Raw genomic sequence first — 20,103 nt, forward strand, 5'->3', positions numbered from 1 at the left:
GCGCGGTGCCGGGCATGGAGTTCGGCACCTTGGCGCTCATCGGCCTAGCCGCCTTGCTGGCGGCCAGCCTGAGCTTTTTTTCCGGCTTCGGGCTGGGCACGCTGCTGCTGCCGGTGTTCGCCCTGTTCTTGCCGGTGCCGCTGGCGATTGCGGCCACCGCGCTGGTGCATTTGGCCAACAACCTGTTCAAGTTTGGCCTCATGCAGCGCCACGCCAACTGGCCGCTGGTGTGGCGCTTCGGCCTGCCCGCTGCAGGCGCGGCCTTGCTCGGGGCCAGCTTGATGGTCTGGCTCGACGCGTTGCCGGTGCTGGCGCGCTACACCTTGGTCGGGATGCAGATGGAGATCACCCCGATCCAGTTCGTGATCGGGGCCTTGATCGTGGCCTTTGCCTTGCTGGAGTTTTGGCCACGCTTCCAGCACATGTCTTTTGCCCCGCGCTGGATGCCGCTGGGCGGCGTGCTGTCGGGCTTTTTTGGGGGTTTGTCGGGCAACCAAGGGGCCTTGCGCACGGCTTTTTTGCTCAAGGCGGGCTTGTCCAAAGAGGCCTTCATCGCCACCGGAGTGGTCGCGGCGGTGCTGGTGGATGTCTCGCGCCTGCTGGTCTATGGCATGGGGCCGATCAGTGCGCACTGGGCCGCCAGCAACGACTGGCTGGCACCGGTGGCGGTGGCGGTGGCGGTGCTGTGCGCCTTCTTGGGCTCCTTCCTGGGCCAGCGGCTGCTGCCCAAGGTCACGCTGAACAGCGTGCGCGTGGGTGTGGCCGGCCTGATGCTGCTGGTTGGCTTGGGCCTGATGGTGGGGTTTCTATAACGATAACAACACATCGCGCAGAGAAAAGAACGAATCAAACCGCACCGACATTGAGCAAACTCGACGAACTCTACCGACTGCACCGCCTGCTCGACGGGCGACGCACCGGCCTCGCGCGTGCCGACCTGATCGGTGCGCACGATTTCGCGCGTGCCACCCTTTCCAGGCTGATCGCCGACCTGCGCAACAAACTCAACGCCCCGCTCATCCACGACAAGGATCGCGGCGGGTACCGTTATGACACAGCCGACGGCCGCTTCGCACTTCCTGGCCTGTGGTTCACCGCCGACGAACTGCTCGCCCTGGTCACCCTGAAACACCTGCTCACCAACCTGGAGCCCGGCCTGCTCGAAAACCACCTGCGCCCCCTGCAAACCCGCATCGACCAGTTGCTTGCCAGCCGTCACCTCAGCTTGGGCGAAGCCGGCCGCATCCGCCTGCTGGCCATGGCTGTGCGGCATAAAAACCCACGTCACTTCCAGATCGTCGCAGGCGCCGTCCTGCAGCGCCATCGGCTCCGCATCGACTATTACAACCGCGAACGAGACGAATCCACGGCGCGCGAAATCTCTCCGCAGCGGCTCGCCCACTACCGCAACAACTGGTATCTCGACGCCTGGTGCCACGACAAAAAAAGCCTGCGCAGCTTTGCCGTCGAATGCATCCGCGAAGTCGAGCCACTCACCACACCTGCCAAGACTGTCGCCGAATCCACGCTCAACCGCGAACTCGGCAGCAGCTACGGCATCTTTGCCGGGAAACCCCGCGCTGTGGCCGTCCTCGTCTTCACAGCCAAACGCGCCCGCTGGGTGGCCGAAGAAATCTGGCACCCCGAGCAACAAAGCCGCTGGTTGGCGGATGGCCGGTACGAACTGCGCGTGCCGTATTCCGACGACCGCGAGTTGCTGATGGATGTTTTGAAATACGGCGCGGAGGTGGAAGTGACCGAACCGGTCGAACTGAGGGTGGCTGTCAAAAAATCGCTTGATGCGGCGGCAAGCCAGTATCGGCGTGGAAAAGCAAAGGGCTCAGGTTTTGAGAACGGGGGCTGATATAAAGGCGGCATGACCGCGTCCTCAAAAAAACCTCTGCCAATTCTTTGGGCAAAAAGCTGCCATAAAGAGGGTGGGCGTTGGCATCCGCTGGTCCTCCACTTGCTAGATGTTGCCGCCTGTGCCGACGCGATCTTGGCGCGTGAGCCGCAAAGCACGCGCGACCGGCTTGCGGCGGTGCTCGGGCTGGATTGGACGCGTGCGCGACCATGGCTTTTGCTGCTGATCGCCAGTCACGACTTGGGCAAAGGCTGCCCCGGCTTCCAGTGCAAGTGGAAAAACCTCTCGGGGCTGGATAGCGGCCCAAGTCCCGATACGACGATCAATCACGCATTCGTCAGCCAGATCGACGTGTGTGAACTGCTGTGTGATCTCGACTGGCCAGAAGATCTGGCAGAACTCATCGCCGATGCCGTGGGTTGCCATCATGGTGAACGCGCCAAACCCAATGCCTTGAACGACCTCTCCGGCAACCGTCGGGCACTCGGCAAGACCGAGTGGCATCAAGCCCGTCGCGCCATCTTCGAGGCATTGCTGGCTGTCTTTGAACCCGGCAGCGCTCCGACCAAGGCAAGCCTCAACGGCCCCGATTTCATGCTGCTCGCGGGCTTGACCAGCTTCGCTGACTGGATCGGTTCAAACGAAGGCGAATTCCACTTCGGCACGCCCGAGGATTGCGAAGACTTGCCCGCCTGGTTCGAAACCCGCCGCGCACTGACCGCAACGCGGGCGCTGGATGCAATCGGCTGGGCGACGCGCACGCCACTCGCTACTTCGCCGAGAACCTTCCACGATATTTTCGGATTCCCACCCCGCCCTTTGCAGCAGGCCACGGCGGACGCGCTCACGACCCTGAGCCAGCCCGCCATCCTGCTAGTCGAAGCACCGATGGGCGAGGGCAAAACCGAAGCCGCGTACTACGCCCATCTGGAACTGCAACGCCGCTTCGGGCATCGCGGCCTGTATATCGCGCTGCCGACCAAGGCGACCGGCAACGCCATGTTCCGGCGCACGCTGCGTTTCCTGAAGAGCCAGGGCTGCGAACGACCGCTCGACCTGCAACTGCTGCACGGTGGCACGCTGCTGAACGACGACTTCAAGCGCTTGAAGCCCACCGGCATCCACGACCCGCAGTCGCTGGGCGACGTGCGCGCGGGCGAGTGGTTCACCCACAAGAAGCGCGCGCTGCTGTCGGAATACGGCGTCGGCACTATTGATCAGGCGCTGCTCACCATCCTGCCGGTGCGCCACCAGTTCGTGCGTTTGTGGGGTCTGGCGAATCGTGTGGTCGTGTTCGACGAAGTGCACGCCTACGATGCCTATACCGGCACGTTGTTGTTGCATCTGCTGGGCTGGCTACTCGCGCTCGGCTCGTCCGTCGTCCTGCTCTCGGCGACGCTGCCGCCCGCGTTCCGGCGCAAGCTGGCGGATCTGACGCATTCGCGGCTACCCGAAGCGGGCACCTGCTATCCGCGTCTGTCCGTGTACACGCAGGGTCAAACTCTCGCCCAGTTCGCTTTCGCTGCCGACCCCGAACGACGCCTGCAGATTGCGATCCAGCCCGTCGCCGCCGAACTGTCCGCCCTGCGCGCAGCGATCGACAGACAGCTCATCGAAGGAGGCTACGCCCTCGCACTCGTCAACACCGTGCAGCGCGCGCAGGCGCTTTACCGACTGTATCCCGACGGCGAACCCGTACTCGCCGACGGCCAGCCCATCGGCAAACGACTTGCCGATGGCACCGAGGTTTACCTGTTTCACGCACGCTTCCCCGCCGTCCGACGCCAGCAACGCGAAGACGCCGTGCTGGCGATGTTCGGCCCGCCGGATGCGGGCAAACCCGGCGAACGCACGGGGTGCAAGATTCTTATCGCCACCCAGGTTGCCGAGCAAAGTCTCGATCTGGATTTCGACCTCATCGCCACCGACCTCGCCCCCATCGACCTGCTGCTGCAACGTGCGGGTCGGCTGTGGCGACACCGGCGCGATTCGCGTCCACTGGCAAAGCCGACGCTCATCGTCGCCGGGCTTGCCGAGGACACACCGCCCCATTTCGGCAAACCGCTGTGGTGGGGCGCGGTGTACCGGGAGGACGTGTTATTGCGCACCTGGTGCTTGCTGCGGAGCCAACCTGAAATCACGCTCCCCGACGTCATCGATCCCTTTGTTCAGGCGGTGTACGAAGAAACGGTTGAAATCCCCGATGTTTTGCAGCATCGCCACGACCGTGCGCTCACCGAAAACGAAGGCAAGCGGCAGGCGCATATCCTTCAAGCCAACAAAGCTATCATCGGCTTCCCCGACGACGCGTCGTGGAACGACCCGGCGCGCTTCAGTCTTTACGACGAAGACGAGTCTGGCGTTCACCGCACGCTCATGGCACACACCCGCCTTGGCGAAGATTCTGTCGTCGTCATCCCGCTGTGGGAGGCCGACGCGTTCAACGCCGACGCAACGCCCGATTTCCAGCAGGCCAAAACCTGGTTCCTGCGCGCCATGAGCGTCTCGCGCAAGGGCATCGTCAAGCCCCTGCAACGCGCTGGTGTGCCGGAAGGCTGGAGGAAAAGCGCACTGTTGCGCACTGCCTACCCGCTGCCGCTCGACGCCGAATCACGTTGGATCGCCGACCCAGGCGTTCAACTCTCTAGCGAGCTGGGATTGGTTTACACCGACAAGGAGGCCGAATGAGCCATTTCAACCTGATCGACGAACCCTGGATTCCGGTGCGTTTTCCGGACGCAAGCCGGGCAGAGCTGGGCGTGCGCGAGACCCTGCTGCGAGCGAAAGCCATCGCGGTCATCGAAGACCCCTCGCCACTGGTCGTGGCGAGTCTGCATCGCTTCCTGCTCGCCGTGCTCTATCGCGCGCTGGAAGGGCCGACCGACATCGATCAGGCCAAAGGCTGGTTCAAGACCGGCCTGCCAGCGGACAAGATCGAGGCGTATCTGGAGCAGTGGCGGCCTCGATTCTGGCTGTTCGACGAGAAACATCCTTTCTTCCAGATTGCCGATTTCAAACCGAAAACCTCGCGTGCCTGGACGGTGCTCGCCGCCGAACACAACGCCGACAACGCCAAGGTCTTGTTCGACCACATCGACGTGACCCGTGCGGATGCCGTGTCGGCTGGCCTGGCGGCGCGCTGGATGCTGGCGACGCAGACCTTTTCGGTGAGCGCGGGAAAAAGCGAGCTGTCGCACACCGGCACAGCACCATCGGCGGCAGCGGCGATGGCCTTGCCGCTCGGGCGGAATCTTGAAGACACGCTGCTGCTGTCTCTCGTCCCGCAAAACCGGGCGGTGATCGCACACGATCTTCCTGTGTGGGAACGTTGCGCCGATTCGCTCGCGAGTCTGAAAGCTGGTGTCGAACGCACCATCGGCGGATTCGCCGACCGCTACACCTGGCGTACCCGTTCGATCCGCTTGGATTGCGAAAAAACCGGCAATGTGAACCTGCTCGCGTTTGCTTCCGGCGTGGAAAACGCGTCCAAAGACGCGCTCGACCCCATGCTCGCCTACCGCATCGACAAGGAAAAAGGCCGTTTGCCGATCCAGTTCAAGGAGCGCGGTCTGTGGCGCGACTTCGACTCGCTGCTGCCGGACGACACCCGGCTTGCGCCTAGCGTGATCGAGCACGTCGCTGCTTTGACGCGCACTGCACGAGAGCGTTTTCCGCATTCGGTCATGGTACTTGGACAGTCAAATAACAAGGCGAAGATCGAGTACTGGCGCATGGAGCGTTTCGCCCTGCCGCAAGCCCTGCTCGGTGACCGCACCATCCGCACCGAAATCCGCCAGTTGCTCGGCGATGCCGAAGAAACGCAGAAAGCGCTGTGGCAAGCCTGCCGTCGCTTCGCGCGCGACCTCTTGAGCCGTGGCGAGCGTGAGCCGGATGGCAAGGACGTCGGCAAGTTCGTCGAGCAAATGCCCGCCAGTGCCTTCTACTGGTCGCGCCTCGAAGCTGCGTTCCACGACACCTTGCATCATTACACCGTGGAACGTGACGCCGACGACATCCGCCTCGACTGGCTGAAAACTGTGCGTACGGCGCTGCGCGATGCCTGGGAACAGCACGCCGCCAGCGTATCGACCGGTGATGCCTGGGCGATCCGCGCGCTGGTTCGCGCCGAGGGAGCCATCAGCAAGCAGCTCAAGTTTTTGAACGACGAAATCAGCAAGTACGAAACACATCGCACCCCGCAGGAGAAAACCACATGAACGGACTCATCGCCTGGCTGGAAAAGTTGAACGAGGCAGACAGCAAGGCTCGCGCAGTATTGCGCCGCAGCCTTGCCTTCGACACCGGTCAGCACATTCCGGCTTTTCCCTACGTCGAGCCTTTTCTGAAAGGTGAGGAATCCGGCTGGCGCCGCGACATGCATTACCTCGTCGCCGCGCTGTGGGCGGCGCATTGGCGCGAAGGCCAGCCACAAACAAAGATCAAACTCCCTGTGGCCGTGGCGCTGCATGACAAAGAGCGTAGAGACAAGCTGAGCGCAAAAGAACGCAGCAAACCCACCAGCACGGAGAAACGGTTCATCACACTGCTTGATGCCGACGAGGATCAACTCCCACACCGCCTGCGCCAGATGGTCGCCTTGCTGGGCGATCGGCCCATCGATTTTGCAACCTTGCTAGACGACCTGCTTCGTTGGAACAGCGAATCCAAACGCACCCAGAACGACTGGGCGCGCGATTTCTATCGCGTCCTCGCTCCCGCCTTCCAGAATCAACCCGACACCACCATGGAGACCGTCGAATGAAAACCCTGATCGAAGTTCATGTCCTGCAAAATTTTGCCCCGTCCAACCTCAACCGCGATGACACTGGCGCGCCCAAAGACGCCTTCTTCGGCGGCACGCGCCGGGCGCGCGTGTCGAGCCAGTGCGCCAAGCGTGCCGTGCGGCATTTTTTCGACGAGAAAGTCCGCGAAGGCGTGTTCAGCGCAGATGAACTGGCGGTGCGCACCAAGCGCGTCTATCAGGCCATCGTTGATGCGCTGGCAGGCAAGCGCGACGCAGCGGATACGATGGCGAAAGCGGAAATCGCGCTGACCTACGTCAAGCTCAAGGCAGCGGAGGGCGGCAAGACGCAATACCTGTTGTTCCTCGGTCGCCGTGAAATTGCGGCGCTGGCAGAGACCATCGACGAATTCTGGGATCAGATCGTCGCCGCCGAGGAAGGCGATGCCGAAAAGCCCAAGGGTAAGGCGAAAAAAGCTGCTGCCAGCAGCGCCCCAAAAGAGGTTCAGGCACGCATCGAAGCGGCGTTCAACGGCGGCAAAGCCGTAGACCTCGCGCTGTTCGGCCGCATGCTGGCCGACATGCCCGAGAAAAACCAGAACGCCGCCTGCCAAGTCGCGCATGCGATTTCGACCCACGCGGTCGAGCGCGAATTCGATTTCTACACGGCGGTGGATGACCTGAAACCGGAGGACACCGCAGGGGCCGACATGATGGGCACGGTGGAATTCAACTCCGCCTGCTATTACCGCTATGCCGTCGTTGACTGGGCGAAGCTGGTCGAAAACCTGCAGGGCGACATTGACCTCGCCGCCAAGGGTCTGCGCACCTTCCTGCAAGGCTTTGTCATGGCCGAACCCACCGGCAAACAGAACAGCTTCGCCGCGCACAACCCACCGGAATTTGTCGTCGTGACGGTGTGCCATGACGCCGCCCCGCGCAACCTTGCCAATGCTTTCGAGACGGCGGTTCGCGCCAAGACGGGTGAGTCGCTGACGCGCAAATCCGCCGAGGAACTGGCGAAGAAAGGCAGCGCGCTGGAAAAAGCTTACCCGCGCAAGGCCCAGACCTTGGTGCTCAACCTTGCCAGTGCAGAACTGAACGGGTTTGGTATGGCCATGGACTCTCTGGACGACGTGCTGGACGAAGCGCTCAAAGCTGTGCGGGGTTGAAGCCATGCCCACTCTGCTTTTACGACTGGCGGGGCCGATGCAGTCCTGGGGCACGACCAGCCGTTTCGACCAGCGCGACACCGGCAAGGAGCCCAGCAAGTCTGGCGTGGTCGGGCTGCTGGCTGCGGCGCTGGGGATAGACCGGGAAGTGTGGAATGACGAGCTGAAGTCTCTGGCGGCGCTGACGATGGCCGTGCGCCACGACCGCCCCGGCGTGTTGAAGCGCGACTATCAAACCGCAGGCTGTGCTGCGACTGACAAGATGAGACGTGCAGATGGTTCGTTATCCGATGATGGCGTGACCTCACAGCGCCACTACCTAGCCGACGCTGTGTTTCTGGTCGGCCTAGAAGGCGCGGATCGCAGCCTCCTCGAAGTCGCGCACGCCGCACTGCAAAACCCGGTGTGGCCGCTGGCGCTGGGACGAAAATCCTACGTTCCGTCTGAATTCGTCTGTCTGGATGATGGTGTTGTCGATGCGCCTTTGCGGGAAACGCTCGCTGCAACACCGTGGATCTCATCGCCACGACGCTGGGAAAGCGCACCGGAACGCTTGCTGGTGTCGATAGAATCAGCGGACGGCAGCGGCGCGCTACGCATGGATCAGCCTTTGTCCTCGTTCGCCGTGCGGCGTTTCGGCGCACGCTACGTGCGTTCCGAATGGGTGGCGTTACAACAGGAGCAAGCCCATGCGCCTCTTTAGAATCCACCTGAACCCACGTTGCAAAGAGGCTCGCCGCGACCTCGCCGACCCCTACCAAATGCACGCAACGCTCTGCCGCGCGTTTTTCCCCGAGGTAACCCGGTGCCCACCGGGTTCGCTGTTGTGGCGACTGGAACCGGAAACCGACGCCGAGGGTCGGGCGCGCGTGCTGGTTCAATCCCGTGAAATACCCGACTGGTCGCGGATTCTTGTGCCGGAATGGCTGGCCCAAGACGAGCCTGGCAAGGCGCTCGCTTTCGATGCGATCCAGGCAGGGCAAATGCTCCGATTCCGCCTGCGCGCCAACCCGTGCAAGACCGTGCAGGGCAAGCGGCAGGGGCTGGTTCATCCCGGCGCGCAACGGGATTGGCTGGCACGCAAGGGTGAGCAGCACGGCTTCGCGCTGCCGGAATCCAGCACACCGGATTATTTTGATTTCATGCAAAGCGCCGCAGGCCGTGCCTATCCCGATGTCCGTGTTTCGCACCAGCAACTGCTCAAGGGCAGCCAGCACGAAGGCAACGCGATCCGGATTTATTCGGTGCTGTTCGAGGGGAACTTGACGGTGACTGACCCCGCACGATTCAGGGCTGCACTGGAAACCGGGATCGGTCACGGCAAGGTAATGGGGCTAGGGTTGTTGTCCGTTGTACCCACATCAAGATGACGTTTCAAAGCCTTGGCTTGCGGTTTGCTGCTGGTGCGCCGCCAGGGTTAAATTGCTGACATTGCACGGTTGTAAAGGAGTTAATCATGGAATGGAGAGACCGCATCGTTTCCGATCCGGAAATTCTGGTGGGCAAGCCGATCATCAAGGGGACGCGAATATCCGTCGAGCTGATCATCGGCTGGCTGGCAAACGGCTGGACGTTTGAGCAACTGCTGGAATCTTACCCACACATAACCCGTCAAGACATTCTGGCGGCGCTGGCTTTTGCGGCCGATATGATGCAGGAGGAGCAATACATCGCCCGCCATAAGGCCGCTGCGTGAAACCGCTGCTGCTGGTTAACGAGAACTTTCCTGCACCAGCGCTCAAGCGCCTGCGGGCTGAGGGTTTCGATGTGATTGCCGTGACCGAAGACATGCCCGGCGCGTCTGACCGACGGGTACTTGAGCGTGCGCGCGAGCTAGGACGCTGGCTGATTACGTTCGACCGCGACTATGGTGAACTGGTGTTTTTGCACGATCTGCCGTCGCCGCCCGCGATCATTTACCTGCGGCAGGAGCCCATTCCAGCCGATGCACCCGCCGAATGGTTGGCCAGCCTGATGGCCAACCCTGACCTACAACCGGGGTTTTTCATCACGCTCGGCAGCAAAACCACCCGACTACGCCCTTTGCCGAGATAGGTCTGATGGCCGGTCTGCTCCCCCCACTCAAACCCATCCCGATCAAGGATCGTTTGTCGATTCTCTACATTGAGTACGGCAACCTGGACGTGCTTGACGGCGCGTTTGTCGTGGTCGATAAAACGGGCGTGCGCACGCACATTCCAGTTGGCGGCGTGGTGTGTTTGATGCTGGAGCCCGGCACCCGCGTGTCGCACGCGGCTTGTGCATTGTCTGCTCGCGTCGGCACGCTGCTGGTGTGGATCGGCGAAGCGGGCGTGCGGCTGTATTCTGCTGGGCAGCCGGGCGGTGCGCGTTCCGACAAGCTGCTCTATCAAGCGCGGCTTGCGCTCGACGACAGCCTGCGGCTCAAGGTCGTGCGCAAGATGTATGCGCTGCGCTTCGGCGAAGAGCCGCCGCAGCGCCGTTCGGTCGAACAACTGCGCGGCATCGAAGGTGCGCGCGTGCGCGAAACCTACAAACGCATCGCCGCCAAGTACGGGGTGGAATGGAAAGCACGCAACTACGACACCAGCGACTGGGACAAAAGCGACCTGCCCAACCGCTGCCTGTCGTCCGCCACCGCCTGCCTCTACGGCGTGACTGAGGCCGCCGTGCTGGCGGCCGGCTATGCGCCCGCGATTGGTTTTATTCACACCGGCAAGCCGTTGTCGTTCGTTTACGACGTGGCCGACGTGTATAAATTCGACACCGTCGTGCCTCTGGCTTTTCGCATTGCCGCCCGTAAGCCGCACAACCCCGAGCAGCAAGTGCGGCTTGCCTGCCGCGACGTGTTCCGCGAATCGAAACTGCTGGAAAAAATCATCCCCGGCATCGAAGACATGCTAGCCGCCGGCGAAATCGAGCCGCCCGAACGCTTCGAAGAACAAGTCGGCCCCGCCATCCCAAACCCGGACTCCATCGGCGATGCTGGTCATCGTGCTTGAAAACGCCCCGCCGAGGCTGCGCGGTCGGCTCGCCATCTGGCTGCTGGAAATCCGTGCCGGGGTATACGTGGGCAATTACTCGGCCAAAGTGCGTGAACACATCTGGGCGCAGGTCGAAGCCGGCCTGGACGAAGGCAACGCCGTCATGGCCTGGCGGGTGAACAACGAAGCCGGGTTCGATTTCGTCACGCTGGGGAAAAATCGGAGAATCCCTGTGGAGCTCGACGGCGCAAAGCTCGTAAGCTTTCTGCCGCTGGACGACAAAAATACTCTTTAATCGACGCATCGCCGACGTGCTCAAGACGCAGCGCTTCCAAGACGGGCTAGACCTTGAGCAGCCCCCCCACCTGTTCCACAAAATACCTTATAAATCAGCCAACGAAACGCTCCGAAAAATCGGTAGAATTTCTGGGGGTTGATTTTTATCAGTGAATCAACAGGTTGGAAGAAGTGTGTTCCCCGCTCGCGCGGGGATGAACCGCCTGCGCCAGCTGGTCGCCCCACTCGGGCTGCGTGTTCCCCGCTCGCGCGGGGATGAACCGTCGGCAGCCTCTACACCGCCGCACCCCAGCACGTGTTCCCCGCTCGCGCGGGGATGAACCGCACTGGCATCGCTGCGCAAACGGCGCGGCTCATGTGTTCCCCGCTCGCGCGGGGATGAACCGCCGCAGCTAGTGGCTAAGGCACAGGCCGCGTTGTGTTCCCCGCTCGCGCGGGGATGAACCGCATTACATAGAGCTACTGATTGAGCTTGAGGCGTGTTCCCCGCTCGCGCGGGGATGAACCGGACTGTTCGTTGCCGAAGCCCATGCTGACGATGTGTTCCCCGCTCGCGCGGGGATGAACCGTCTCGTGCGACTTAGGGTTTAGAGACACGGCCGTGTTCCCCGCTCGCGCGGGGATGAACCGCCTTGAGTTTTGTGACGTCGCCCTCCTTGGCCGTGTTCCCCGCTCGCGCGGGGATGAACCGACGCATCCGTACTTATTGGCGGCGGCATACGAGTGTTCCCCGCTCGCGCGGGGATGAACCGCTTGCGGTTGATGCCCTGCCCTGCATCGAGGTGTGTTCCCCGCTCGCGCGGGGATGAACCGGCGTCTCAAACCCAAGGCGCCAGCAGCCGAAGGTGTTCCCCGCTCGCGCGGGGATGAACCGGCCGTGGTGTCCCTCGCCGGCCATGTAGACCAGTGTTCCCCGCTCGCGCGGGGATGAACCGCCCGAGCATTACGTGCAGATGCAGCTCTACATGTGTTCCCCGCTCGCGCGGGGATGAACCGCCGACCTGACCGATGGTATTGGTGCCGAGTCCGTGTTCCCCGCTCGCGCGGGGATGAACCGCGTATTGCTCAGCCCGGCGACAGCTTTAGCTAGTGTTCCCCGCTCGCGCGGGGATGAACCGATATGACGCGTCCCCTGCGTCCTTTGAATACGGTGTTCCCCGCTCGCGCGGGGATGAACCGACCTGCGCATCGCCGTAGACCTGCGCATCGCCGTGTTCCCCGCTCGCGCGGGGATGAACCGTCCTTGATGTGAACGGGACAACCATGAGTGCCGTGTTCCCCGCTCGCGCGGGGATGAACCGACGTTGCAAACGGCGACGGCGATGCGAGCGTGGTGTTCCCCGCTCGCGCGGGGATGAACCGCACGACAAATGTCTTGCCGCCGCCTGACGGGCCGTGTTCCCCGCTCGCGCGGGGATGAACCGCCGGAGCATTACGTGCAGATACAGCTCTACATGCGTGTTCCCCGCTCGCGCGGGGATGAACCGTCAATTTACGCCAAATGCATCGACGACGGCGGGTGTTCCCCGCTCGCGCGGGGATGAACCGCATCATGGCTGAGTATGCCAATCAGTGGGAGCGTGTTCCCCGCTCGCGCGGGGATGAACCGTCTCGGAAAAATGCCGGGTGATTTTCGACAAGCGTGTTCCCCGCTCGCGCGGGGATGAACCGCCGTTCCCCAAGCCGGAGCCGAAAAAGCTGGAGTGTTCCCCGCTCGCGCGGGGATGAACCGGACTTGCTGGGAAACGACGCAGTGACCACATCGTGTTCCCCGCTCGCGCGGGGATGAACCGTCTGCGCTCAACTGCCCGCCGGGTTGGACGTTGTGTTCCCCGCTCGCGCGGGGATGAACCGGAGTATTTCAGGGGCGAGTACCTTGGCTTCAAGTGTTCCCCGCTCGCGCGGGGATGAACCGGTCTGTGATCGAGACTACATCATTCATCATTTGTGTTCCCCGCTCGCGCGGGGATGAACCGGGTTGCTGATGTGGTCGCCTAGGTCGTAGTGGGTGTTCCCCGCTCGCGCGGGGATGAACCGCCGTAGAGGGTGGCGCTATCACGCTGGGGCTGGTGTTCCCCGCTCGCGCGGGGATGAACCGTGGATGGCCATCTTGCTGCTGCCGGCCATTTCGTGTTCCCCGCTCGCGCGGGGATGAACCGACCTTCAACAAATTGTCCTGCTGGATGGATAATGTGTTCCCCGCTCGCGCGGGGATGAACCGCACCCATGTTGCAAAATCTGCCGCTTCTGGCCGTGTTCCCCGCTCGCGCGGGGATGAACCGCAGCAGCTACCGCGTTCCAGAACCTGCTCAACGTGTTCCCCGCTCGCGCGGGGATGAACCTGATTTGGCCGGCCCGCAGGGCCCAGCAGGCCCGTGTTCCCCGCTCGCGCGGGGATGAACCGGCAAACGGGCGCACTACGCGGGCCGGGTTGCTGTGTTCCCCGCTCGCGCGGGGATGAACCGTACGATGTAACCGGAGCGACTTGGTTGGGGAACGTGTTCCCCGCTCGCGCGGGGATGAACCGTCAGCGGAATAGATGGGCCAGCCCCACCCGCACGTGTTCCCCGCTCGCGCGGGGATGAACCGCTGCCCGTGGTACACGCCAGCGGCGCAGAGTTGTGTTCCCCGCTCGCGCGGGGATGAACCGTCGCCGCACGCCACGCGCACGCAGCGCATCCGCGTGTTCCCCGCTCGCGCGGGGATGAACCGGTTTTCTTTCAGCCCGTTGGCGCTGCTCAGCGGTGTTCCCCGCTCGCGCGGGGATGAACCGACCTAGCGCAAGTGATGGGGCTGGCGATCCAGGTGTTCCCCGCTCGCGCGGGGATGAACCGCCCGCACTCAAGCAATACACCGAAGCCGAGTTGTGTTCCCCGCTCGCGCGGGGATGAACCGCACGGTAGAGATGTGCGTCTCGGTGATGCCAGCGTGTTCCCCGCTCGCGCGGGGATGAACCGACGCATCGGGCAAAAGCGGCATGACCACGCAGCGTGTTCCCCGCTCGCGCGGGGATGAACCGCGCTCGAACGCGGCACCCTTGAGGTGTGGGCCGTGTTCCCCGCTCGCGCGGGGATGAACCGCGAGCCGGTGGAACTGAGCGCATGGGTGAACGGGTGTTCCCCGCTCGCGCGGGGATGAACCGGTCGCCGATGCGCTCAGCACTCGGCGGGGCGGGTGTTCCCCGCTCGCGCGGGGATGAACCGCACCCAGCGCTGATACGTGGCGCTGCCAGATCGTGTTCCCCGCTCGCGCGGGGATGAACCGCTGGGCTACATACCAGTCCAGCGTCCTGTTGGGTGTTCCCCGCTCGCGCGGGGATGAACCGATCGGCCTAGATTCGCTGGTGCAGCCTACGATGTGTTCCCCGCTCGCGCGGGGATGAACCGCTGCACAGGCGCAGCGTGCCGCTCTGTAGTTGGTGTTCCCCGCTCGCGCGGGGATGAACCGTAGGTCGGCCTGCTTGAGGCACCTGCCCAGCGGGTGTTCCCCGCTCGCGCGGGGATGAACCGGAAATAGAGGCGGCGGCTCACGCTATTTGCGCCGTGTTCCCCGCTCGCGCGGGGATGAACCGCTGGCGGCCTTTCTCGTAGGCTCGGAGGGCCTGTGTTCCCCGCTCGCGCGGGGATGAACCGGCCCCGGCGTTGAAGTGGAAGCCATCCGAGCGGTGTTCCCCGCTCGCGCGGGGATGAACCGTTCTCGGACCAGAGCCACGCCGACACGGTGCAGTGTTCCCCGCTCGCGCGGGGATGAACCGATGAATTTGTGCCTTTAGTAGCACCTCAAATTGTGTTCCCCGCTCGCGCGGGGATGAACCGCAGACTCCTCCCATTTGGCGATGTCTTCTGCGGTGTTCCCCGCTCGCGCGGGGATGAACCGCCCTCCAAAAAACCCTGCCTTGCCTTGCCAAGGTGTTCCCCGCTCGCGCGGGGATGAACCGGGTTTTGCCGCAGGCCAGCAGCCAGTCGGCGGGTGTTCCCCGCTCGCGCGGGGATGAACCGGCTTGGACTTCTCGACGCCGTCTTTGACCAGGGTGTTCCCCGCTCGCGCGGGGATGAACCGTTGACGCCTACCCGATGGACGTTGACGGCGAGGTGTTCCCCGCTCGCGCGGGGATGAACCGCGGATCACGCAACCGCTGGTCGATGCCGGAACCGTGTTCCCCGCTCGCGCGGGGATGAACCGTTGCGGTTGCCAGCACCTACGGCACCTCCGTGGTGTTCCCCGCTCGCGCGGGGATGAACCGCAACCGGCAGCGGCTGGCTGCGATCCGGGCTGGTGTTCCCCGCTCGCGCGGGGATGAACCGGGCGGATTGAGACTATCACGCATGGCAACGGTGTGTTCCCCGCTCGCGCGGGGATGAACCGGCGCCCAGCCGTTAGGGCCAGCGCGAAGCGATGTGTTCCCCGCTCGCGCGGGGATGAACCGCCAGCGAGGCAAGCCATGGCTGCAGTCTGGCCGTGTTCCCCGCTCGCGCGGGGATGAACCGCCAGTACGTGCCACTGTCAGAGTGCAGGAGAGGTGTTCCCCGCTCGCGCGGGGATGAACCGCTGCGGCAGGCGGGGCATGAGGTGAAGGAGGAGTGTTCCCCGCTCGCGCGGGGATGAACCGGTCACGGGGCGAAAGTCGACTGGTTGACTGCCGTGTTCCCCGCTCGCGCGGGGATGAACCAGGTCGATGATCTTGCGCAGGCCCCAGATCACGGTGTTCCCCGCTCGCGCGGGGATGAACCCGTTGGAACATACATTGCCGCCTTGGTTCAGCCTGTGTTCCCCGCTCGCGCGGGGATGAACCGTGTTTGTATTTCGTCATTCGGTACATCAAATTGTGTTCCCCGCTCGCGCGGGGATGAACCGCCACCGGCTCGCGCCCGCCAAGCCCGCGCCGGCGTGTTCCCCGCTCGCGCGGGGATGAACCGTCACCTTATGCACTAGGATGGCTTCCACTTCAGTGTTCCCCGCTCGCGCGGGGATGAACCGCGACGGAGCACCTCGACCATTTGCGGGCCATCGTGTTCCCCGCTCGCGCGGGGATGAACCGTCTGTTGCGTTGCCCACTGCGGTTTTGTCGGCGTGTGTTCCCTGCTCGCGCGGGGATGAACCGAGGTGGAGCAGCACCTAGGGCGCACAGCGACAGTGTTCCCCGCTCGCGCGGGGATGAACCGTAGGTATCACAGTTGACGAGGATGTCTAGGGGAGTGTTCCCCGCTCGCGCGGGGATGAACCGTACCACCCCCAGACCTAAATCCTTCTTCCGCCGTGTTCCCCGCTCGCGCGGGGATGAACCGCTTACAAGATCGCGGTTGACCGAAATGAAGATGTGTTCCCCGCTCGCGCGGGGATGAACCGCTTGATGTGCGGCTTCAGGATGATGGTGCGCCGTGTTCCCCGCTCGCGCGGGGATGAACCGCTTGGCGGGAGTTTCGCCGCGAGGCAGAAGATGTGTTCCCCGCTCGCGCGGGGATGAACCGACCCGGAGAAGCGCTTGGCGGGGGGGCACACGGTGTTCCCCGCTCGCGCGGGGATGAACCGGCCCTAGCGCGCCGATTCACCACGGCCGCAAGGTGTTCCCCGCTCGCGCGGGGATGAACCGATCGGGTGATGCTGATTAAAGGCGCCAGCACAGTGTTGCCCGCTCGCGCGGGGATGAACCGCGCTTTGCGCACGGACTCAAAGTTGCGCGAAGGTGTTCCCCGCTCGCGCGGGGATGAACCGCCAATATCCCCGGTTGATGCGTCGAAAAGCAGGTGTTCCCCGCTCGCGCGGGGATGAACCGGTACACCATGACCGACCTGCCGCCCACAGATCGTGTTCCCCGCTCGCGCGGGGATGAACCGACCGGGCCGCACTGGCAGCGGCGCGCGACTTGGTGTTCCCCGCTCGCGGGGGGATGAACCGAACCGCCAAGGCCGCACCGGCGAGGTGGCGCTGTGTTCCCCGCTCGCGCGGGGATGAACCGCGGGCAGCATGGGCCAGACGTCGGTGCGGTGTGTGTTCCCCGCTCGCGCGGGGATGAACCGGGGTAGGGTTAAATGCCGCCGTGAGCAACAAAGTGTTCCCCGCTCGCGCGGGGATGAACCGGTCACGCAGACGGGCGCGGGCCTGTGGGTGACGTGTTCCCCGCTCGCGCGGGGATGAACCGTCGCCCGCTGGCCCCGCAACCTCAAGCACGTCGTGTTCCCCGCTCGCGCGGGGATGAACCGAGTTTGTCAAAATTCTCTGGGCTGCTGTTCTTGTGTTCCCCGCTCGCGCGGGGATGAACCGCAATCGCTCTTGCCTTCGCTGATCCTCAGCCCGTGTTCCCCGCTCGCGCGGGGATGAACCGTCCCGCCTCACCCGCGAGCGGTGCCGGGGGGAGTGTTCCCCGCTCGCGCGGGGATGAACCGTGTTTGGATTCAGCAGTTGTTAGACCTCTGATGTGTTCCCCGCTCGCGCAGGGATGAACCGTGCTGCGGATGTAGCCCCAAGTCCGGCAGGCTGCTAGCTGGCATGGCCCAACGCATAATCAGCCCCCATGAGCCATCTCTATGTGTATTCCCCCAGCGGGGCCGTGCGCGACCGGCCCGGTTTTAAGCGCGCCGTCAAACGCCTGCAGGCCTTGGGCCATGAGGTGGAAATCGACCCCGACGCGCTGGTCAGCGCGCAGCGCTTTGCCGGCGACGACGCCACGCGCCTGGCTGCCATCGGCCGCGCCGCCGCCAGCCGGGCCGAGGTGCTGCTCACCACCCGTGGCGGTTACGGCCTGACGCGGCTGCTGCCCAGCCTGCCCTATGCGGCCATTCAAAGCTCGATCGAGCGCGGCAGCGCCTGGGTGGGCTTGAGCGATTTCACGGCCTTGCAACTGGCCGTGCTGGCGCAAACCGGGGGCAGCACCTGGGCCGGCCCGGCCCTGCTGGAAGACTGGGCCGCGCCTGGGCCGCCCGACGAAATCATGCAAGCCTGCTTCGAAGATTTGTGCGCCGGGGTGGGCGAGGGCAGCGGCTGGCGCTTGCCGGCGGCCGATTTGCGCGCCCACCCCGAGCTGGCCCAGGCCGAGGGCTGGTCGGTCGAGGCCGCTGCGCTGTGGGGGGGCAACCTGTCGGTGCTCTGCAGCCTCGTGGGCACCCCCTACCTGCCCGCCATCGATGGCGGCATCTTGTTCCTCGAAGACGTGGGCGAACACCCCTATCGCATCGAGCGCATGCTCAGCCAGTTGCTGCACGCCGGGCTGTTGCAGCGCCAGCGCGCCATCGTGCTGGGCGCCTTCAACCGCTACCAACTGACGCCGCACGACCGCGGCTACAAGCTGGCCAGCGTGCTGCAGTGGTTGCGCAGCCAGGTGAGCGTGCCGGTGCTCACCGGACTGCCTTTTGGCCACGTGCCGACCAAGGTGCTGCTGCCGCTGGGCCGACCGGTGCAGTTGCTGGTGCAGGGGCGCGACTGCCTGCTGTTTTGGGGTTGAACAAGCAACGCACCCAATGCCAACGGTGTGCGTGGTTTGACCCCTCGTTTGGCTAGACGAAAAAGGTCAAGCGGGAAAGGATTAACCCGCCGCAGCCGATGCCCCCGCCACCCCCAGCAACTGCTGCAAGCGCGGGCTGGTGGTGGTGTATTGCAGCAACTGGCGCTGGCCGGGGCGCAGCAGCGCGGCGGCGGCGAAGGCGGCCAGGGTGGCTTCGTGGAAGGCGCAGACGATCAGTTTGCGCTTGCCGGGGTAGTGGTTGATGTCGCCCACGGCAAACAGACCGGGCTCGGTGGTGGCCATGGTGGCGCTGTCCACCGGCAGGTGTTTGCGCTCCAGCGCCAGCCCCCAGTCGGCCAGCGGGCCGAGTTTGGGGCTTAAGCCCAGGCGCGGCAGCAGCAAGTCGCAGGGCAGGGTGGCGTGGCCGTCGCCGGGGGTGGCCAAATGCAGGGCTTGCAGGGCTGGCCTTGCATCCTGCGGCGCGGGTTCGGGCGCTTGTGCCAGATTGGCCGCCGGGCCGCAGTCCAAGCCCACCGGCTGGCCGAGCACCAGTTGCAGCCTGCCTTGGGCCAGCGCCTGCTCCAACGCGCCTTGCAAGGCGGGCTCGATTTGGAAGCGCGGGCTGCGGTGCAGCAGGGTGACGCGACCGGATGCGCCTGCGCTTGGGGGGGGCGCCAACTCCAGCGCCAGTTCCACGGCTGCGGCATCGCCCCCATGCACCACGATGTGCTGCGCCGCAGCGGCAGCGGCGGGCAGGCCGTGGTAGCAAACCTGCGCAGATGGGCCGCGCTCGAAGGGCTCTAGGCCCGCCACGGATTCCTTGCGCGGCAAAAACGCCCCCACGCCGGCGGCGATGAACACCAGCGGCGCGATCCACTCCTGCTCGCTGTTGCCGCCGTCACCGCTGACACTGCTGCGCAACTGCCAGCGCCCGTCGGGCAGGCGCTGCAAGCCGCTCACGAGCTGACCCAAGTGCAGCGGTGGGTTGAAGGGGCGCAACTGCTGCAGCAGGCGCTCGGTGAGCTCGCGCCCGCTGCACACCGGCAGGCCGGGCAGGTCGTAAATGGGTTTGTCGGGGTAGAGCGCGTGGCACTGGCCGCCGGGTGCGGGCAGCACATCGACCAGCTGGCAGGCGATCTCTTGCAGCCCGAGCTGGAAGGCCAGAAACAGGGCCGCCGGACCGGCACCGATGATCAGGGCCTCGGTCTCGATGGGCGGCGGCGGTGCGGCGGCGGGGTTCAAGGGGGTGCCGATCGGGGCGGTGAAGGCCGGGGCAGCCGCTCGGAGCGCTTCAGCGTTTGAGCAGCGGCAGTTTGCCGGTCATGTCTTTGTGGTCGTCGGCGTCGGGCAGCGGGGTCTTGCGTTTGGTGATGCTTTTCCAGCCCGGCAGCCGCGCCAGTTCGGCGTTGAGGGCGATCATGTGCTGCTGGTCGCGCGGCAGGTCTTCTTCGGCGTAGATGGCGCTCACCGGGCATTCGGGGATGCAGACGGCGCAGTCGATGCACTCGTCGGGGTCGATGGTGAGGAAGTTGGGGCCTTCGCGGAAACAATCCACGGGGCAGACATCGACGCAGTCGGTGTATTTGCAGGCGATGCAGGCTTCGGTAACAACGTGGGTCATGGCTCGG

15 protein-coding genes and 1 CRISPR repeat array are annotated in these 20,103 nt (G+C 64.4%); of the genes, 13 read left to right on the top strand and 2 right to left on the bottom strand.

What is annotated here, in order from left to right:
• Positions 1-5: 5 nt before the first annotated feature.
• From SRAH_RS03795 to SRAH_RS03855, 13 genes are all read left to right on the top strand, one after another.
• Positions 6-812, top strand: a complete 807-nt coding sequence (locus tag SRAH_RS03795) for a TSUP family transporter (RefSeq protein WP_232840983.1) — start codon at positions 6-8, stop codon at positions 810-812.
• Positions 813-862: 50 nt separating this feature from the next.
• Positions 863-1,864: a helix-turn-helix transcriptional regulator gene (locus tag SRAH_RS03800; protein WP_029462023.1), complete on the top strand. Its 1,002-nt coding sequence runs from the start codon at positions 863-865 to the stop codon at positions 1,862-1,864.
• Positions 1,865-1,876: 12 nt separating this feature from the next.
• Complete coding sequence (locus tag SRAH_RS03805; protein WP_029462024.1) at positions 1,877-4,552, top strand: CRISPR-associated helicase/endonuclease Cas3; 2,676 nt, start codon at positions 1,877-1,879, stop codon at positions 4,550-4,552.
• Positions 4,549-6,081, top strand: coding sequence for a type I-E CRISPR-associated protein Cse1/CasA (gene casA, locus SRAH_RS03810; RefSeq protein WP_029462025.1), 1,533 nt, complete (start codon positions 4,549-4,551; stop codon positions 6,079-6,081). The genes SRAH_RS03805 and casA overlap by 4 nt, the downstream gene beginning before the upstream one ends.
• Complete coding sequence (gene casB / locus SRAH_RS03815; protein WP_029462026.1) at positions 6,078-6,626, top strand: type I-E CRISPR-associated protein Cse2/CasB; 549 nt, start codon at positions 6,078-6,080, stop codon at positions 6,624-6,626. Before casA ends, casB begins: the two co-directional genes overlap by 4 nt.
• Entirely contained in the window at positions 6,623-7,777 is a 1,155-nt protein-coding gene (gene cas7e / locus SRAH_RS03820; protein WP_029462027.1) for a type I-E CRISPR-associated protein Cas7/Cse4/CasC, read from the top strand. The genes casB and cas7e overlap by 4 nt, the downstream gene beginning before the upstream one ends.
• Positions 7,778-7,781: 4 nt before the next feature.
• A complete protein-coding gene (gene cas5e / locus SRAH_RS03825; protein ID WP_029462028.1) occupies positions 7,782-8,480 on the top strand; it encodes a type I-E CRISPR-associated protein Cas5/CasD in 699 nt (232 codons plus the stop codon).
• Positions 8,467-9,147, top strand: coding sequence for a type I-E CRISPR-associated protein Cas6/Cse3/CasE (gene cas6e / locus SRAH_RS03830; RefSeq protein WP_029462029.1), 681 nt, complete (start codon positions 8,467-8,469; stop codon positions 9,145-9,147). Before cas5e ends, cas6e begins: the two co-directional genes overlap by 14 nt.
• Before the next feature lie 86 nt (positions 9,148-9,233).
• Positions 9,234-9,473, top strand: a complete 240-nt coding sequence (locus SRAH_RS03835; protein WP_029462030.1) for a DUF433 domain-containing protein — start codon at positions 9,234-9,236, stop codon at positions 9,471-9,473.
• The gene (locus SRAH_RS03840; RefSeq protein WP_029462031.1) at positions 9,470-9,832 is read left to right on the top strand and encodes a DUF5615 family PIN-like protein; all 363 of its coding nucleotides are present in this window, start codon (positions 9,470-9,472) and stop codon (positions 9,830-9,832) included. The genes SRAH_RS03835 and SRAH_RS03840 overlap by 4 nt, the downstream gene beginning before the upstream one ends.
• A 5-nt stretch (positions 9,833-9,837) precedes the next feature.
• The gene (gene cas1e / locus SRAH_RS03845; RefSeq protein WP_029462032.1) at positions 9,838-10,758 is read left to right on the top strand and encodes a type I-E CRISPR-associated endonuclease Cas1e; all 921 of its coding nucleotides are present in this window, start codon (positions 9,838-9,840) and stop codon (positions 10,756-10,758) included.
• Entirely contained in the window at positions 10,739-11,035 is a 297-nt protein-coding gene (gene cas2e / locus SRAH_RS03850) for a type I-E CRISPR-associated endoribonuclease Cas2e (protein ID WP_029462033.1), read from the top strand. The genes cas1e and cas2e overlap by 20 nt, the downstream gene beginning before the upstream one ends.
• 175 nt (positions 11,036-11,210) lie before the next feature.
• Positions 11,211-17,481: a CRISPR direct-repeat array (repeat unit 29 nt; unit sequence GTGTTCCCCGCTCGCGCGGGGATGAACCG).
• A gap of 67 nt (positions 17,482-17,548) precedes the next feature.
• Positions 17,549-18,475 carry an LD-carboxypeptidase gene (locus SRAH_RS03855; RefSeq protein ID WP_029462034.1) on the top strand — a complete coding sequence of 309 codons (927 nt, stop codon included), beginning with the start codon at positions 17,549-17,551 and terminating at the stop codon, positions 18,473-18,475.
• 81 nt (positions 18,476-18,556) lie between these two features.
• Here SRAH_RS03855 and SRAH_RS03860 read toward each other — a convergent pair whose 3' ends face one another.
• Both SRAH_RS03860 and fdxA read right to left on the bottom strand, forming a co-directional pair.
• Entirely contained in the window at positions 18,557-19,717 is a 1,161-nt protein-coding gene (locus SRAH_RS03860) for an NAD(P)/FAD-dependent oxidoreductase (RefSeq protein ID WP_029462035.1), read from the bottom strand.
• Between the two features lie 49 nt (positions 19,718-19,766).
• Positions 19,767-20,096, bottom strand: coding sequence for a ferredoxin FdxA (gene fdxA, locus SRAH_RS03865; RefSeq protein ID WP_029462036.1), 330 nt, complete (start codon positions 20,094-20,096; stop codon positions 19,767-19,769).
• Between the last annotated feature and the right edge of the window lie 7 nt (positions 20,097-20,103).

Source organism: Serpentinimonas barnesii (assembly GCF_000696225.1).
Lineage (GTDB): Bacteria > Pseudomonadota > Gammaproteobacteria > Burkholderiales > Burkholderiaceae_C > Serpentinimonas > Serpentinimonas barnesii.

Coding starts and splice junctions, on each gene's coding strand:
- SRAH_RS03805 (WP_029462024.1), top strand. CDS start 1,877: ATGACCGCGTCCTCAAAAAAACCTCTGCCAATTCTTTGGGCAAAAAGC.
- casA (WP_029462025.1), top strand. CDS start 4,549: ATGAGCCATTTCAACCTGATCGACGAACCCTGGATTCCGGTGCGTTTT.
- casB (WP_029462026.1), top strand. CDS start 6,078: ATGAACGGACTCATCGCCTGGCTGGAAAAGTTGAACGAGGCAGACAGC.
- cas7e (WP_029462027.1), top strand. CDS start 6,623: ATGAAAACCCTGATCGAAGTTCATGTCCTGCAAAATTTTGCCCCGTCC.
- cas5e (WP_029462028.1), top strand. CDS start 7,782: ATGCCCACTCTGCTTTTACGACTGGCGGGGCCGATGCAGTCCTGGGGC.
- cas6e (WP_029462029.1), top strand. CDS start 8,467: ATGCGCCTCTTTAGAATCCACCTGAACCCACGTTGCAAAGAGGCTCGC.
- SRAH_RS03835 (WP_029462030.1), top strand. CDS start 9,234: ATGGAATGGAGAGACCGCATCGTTTCCGATCCGGAAATTCTGGTGGGC.
- cas1e (WP_029462032.1), top strand. CDS start 9,838: ATGGCCGGTCTGCTCCCCCCACTCAAACCCATCCCGATCAAGGATCGT.
- cas2e (WP_029462033.1), top strand. CDS start 10,739: ATGCTGGTCATCGTGCTTGAAAACGCCCCGCCGAGGCTGCGCGGTCGG.
- SRAH_RS03855 (WP_029462034.1), top strand. CDS start 17,549: ATGAGCCATCTCTATGTGTATTCCCCCAGCGGGGCCGTGCGCGACCGG.
- fdxA (WP_029462036.1), bottom strand. CDS start 20,096: ATGACCCACGTTGTTACCGAAGCCTGCATCGCCTGCAAATACACCGAC.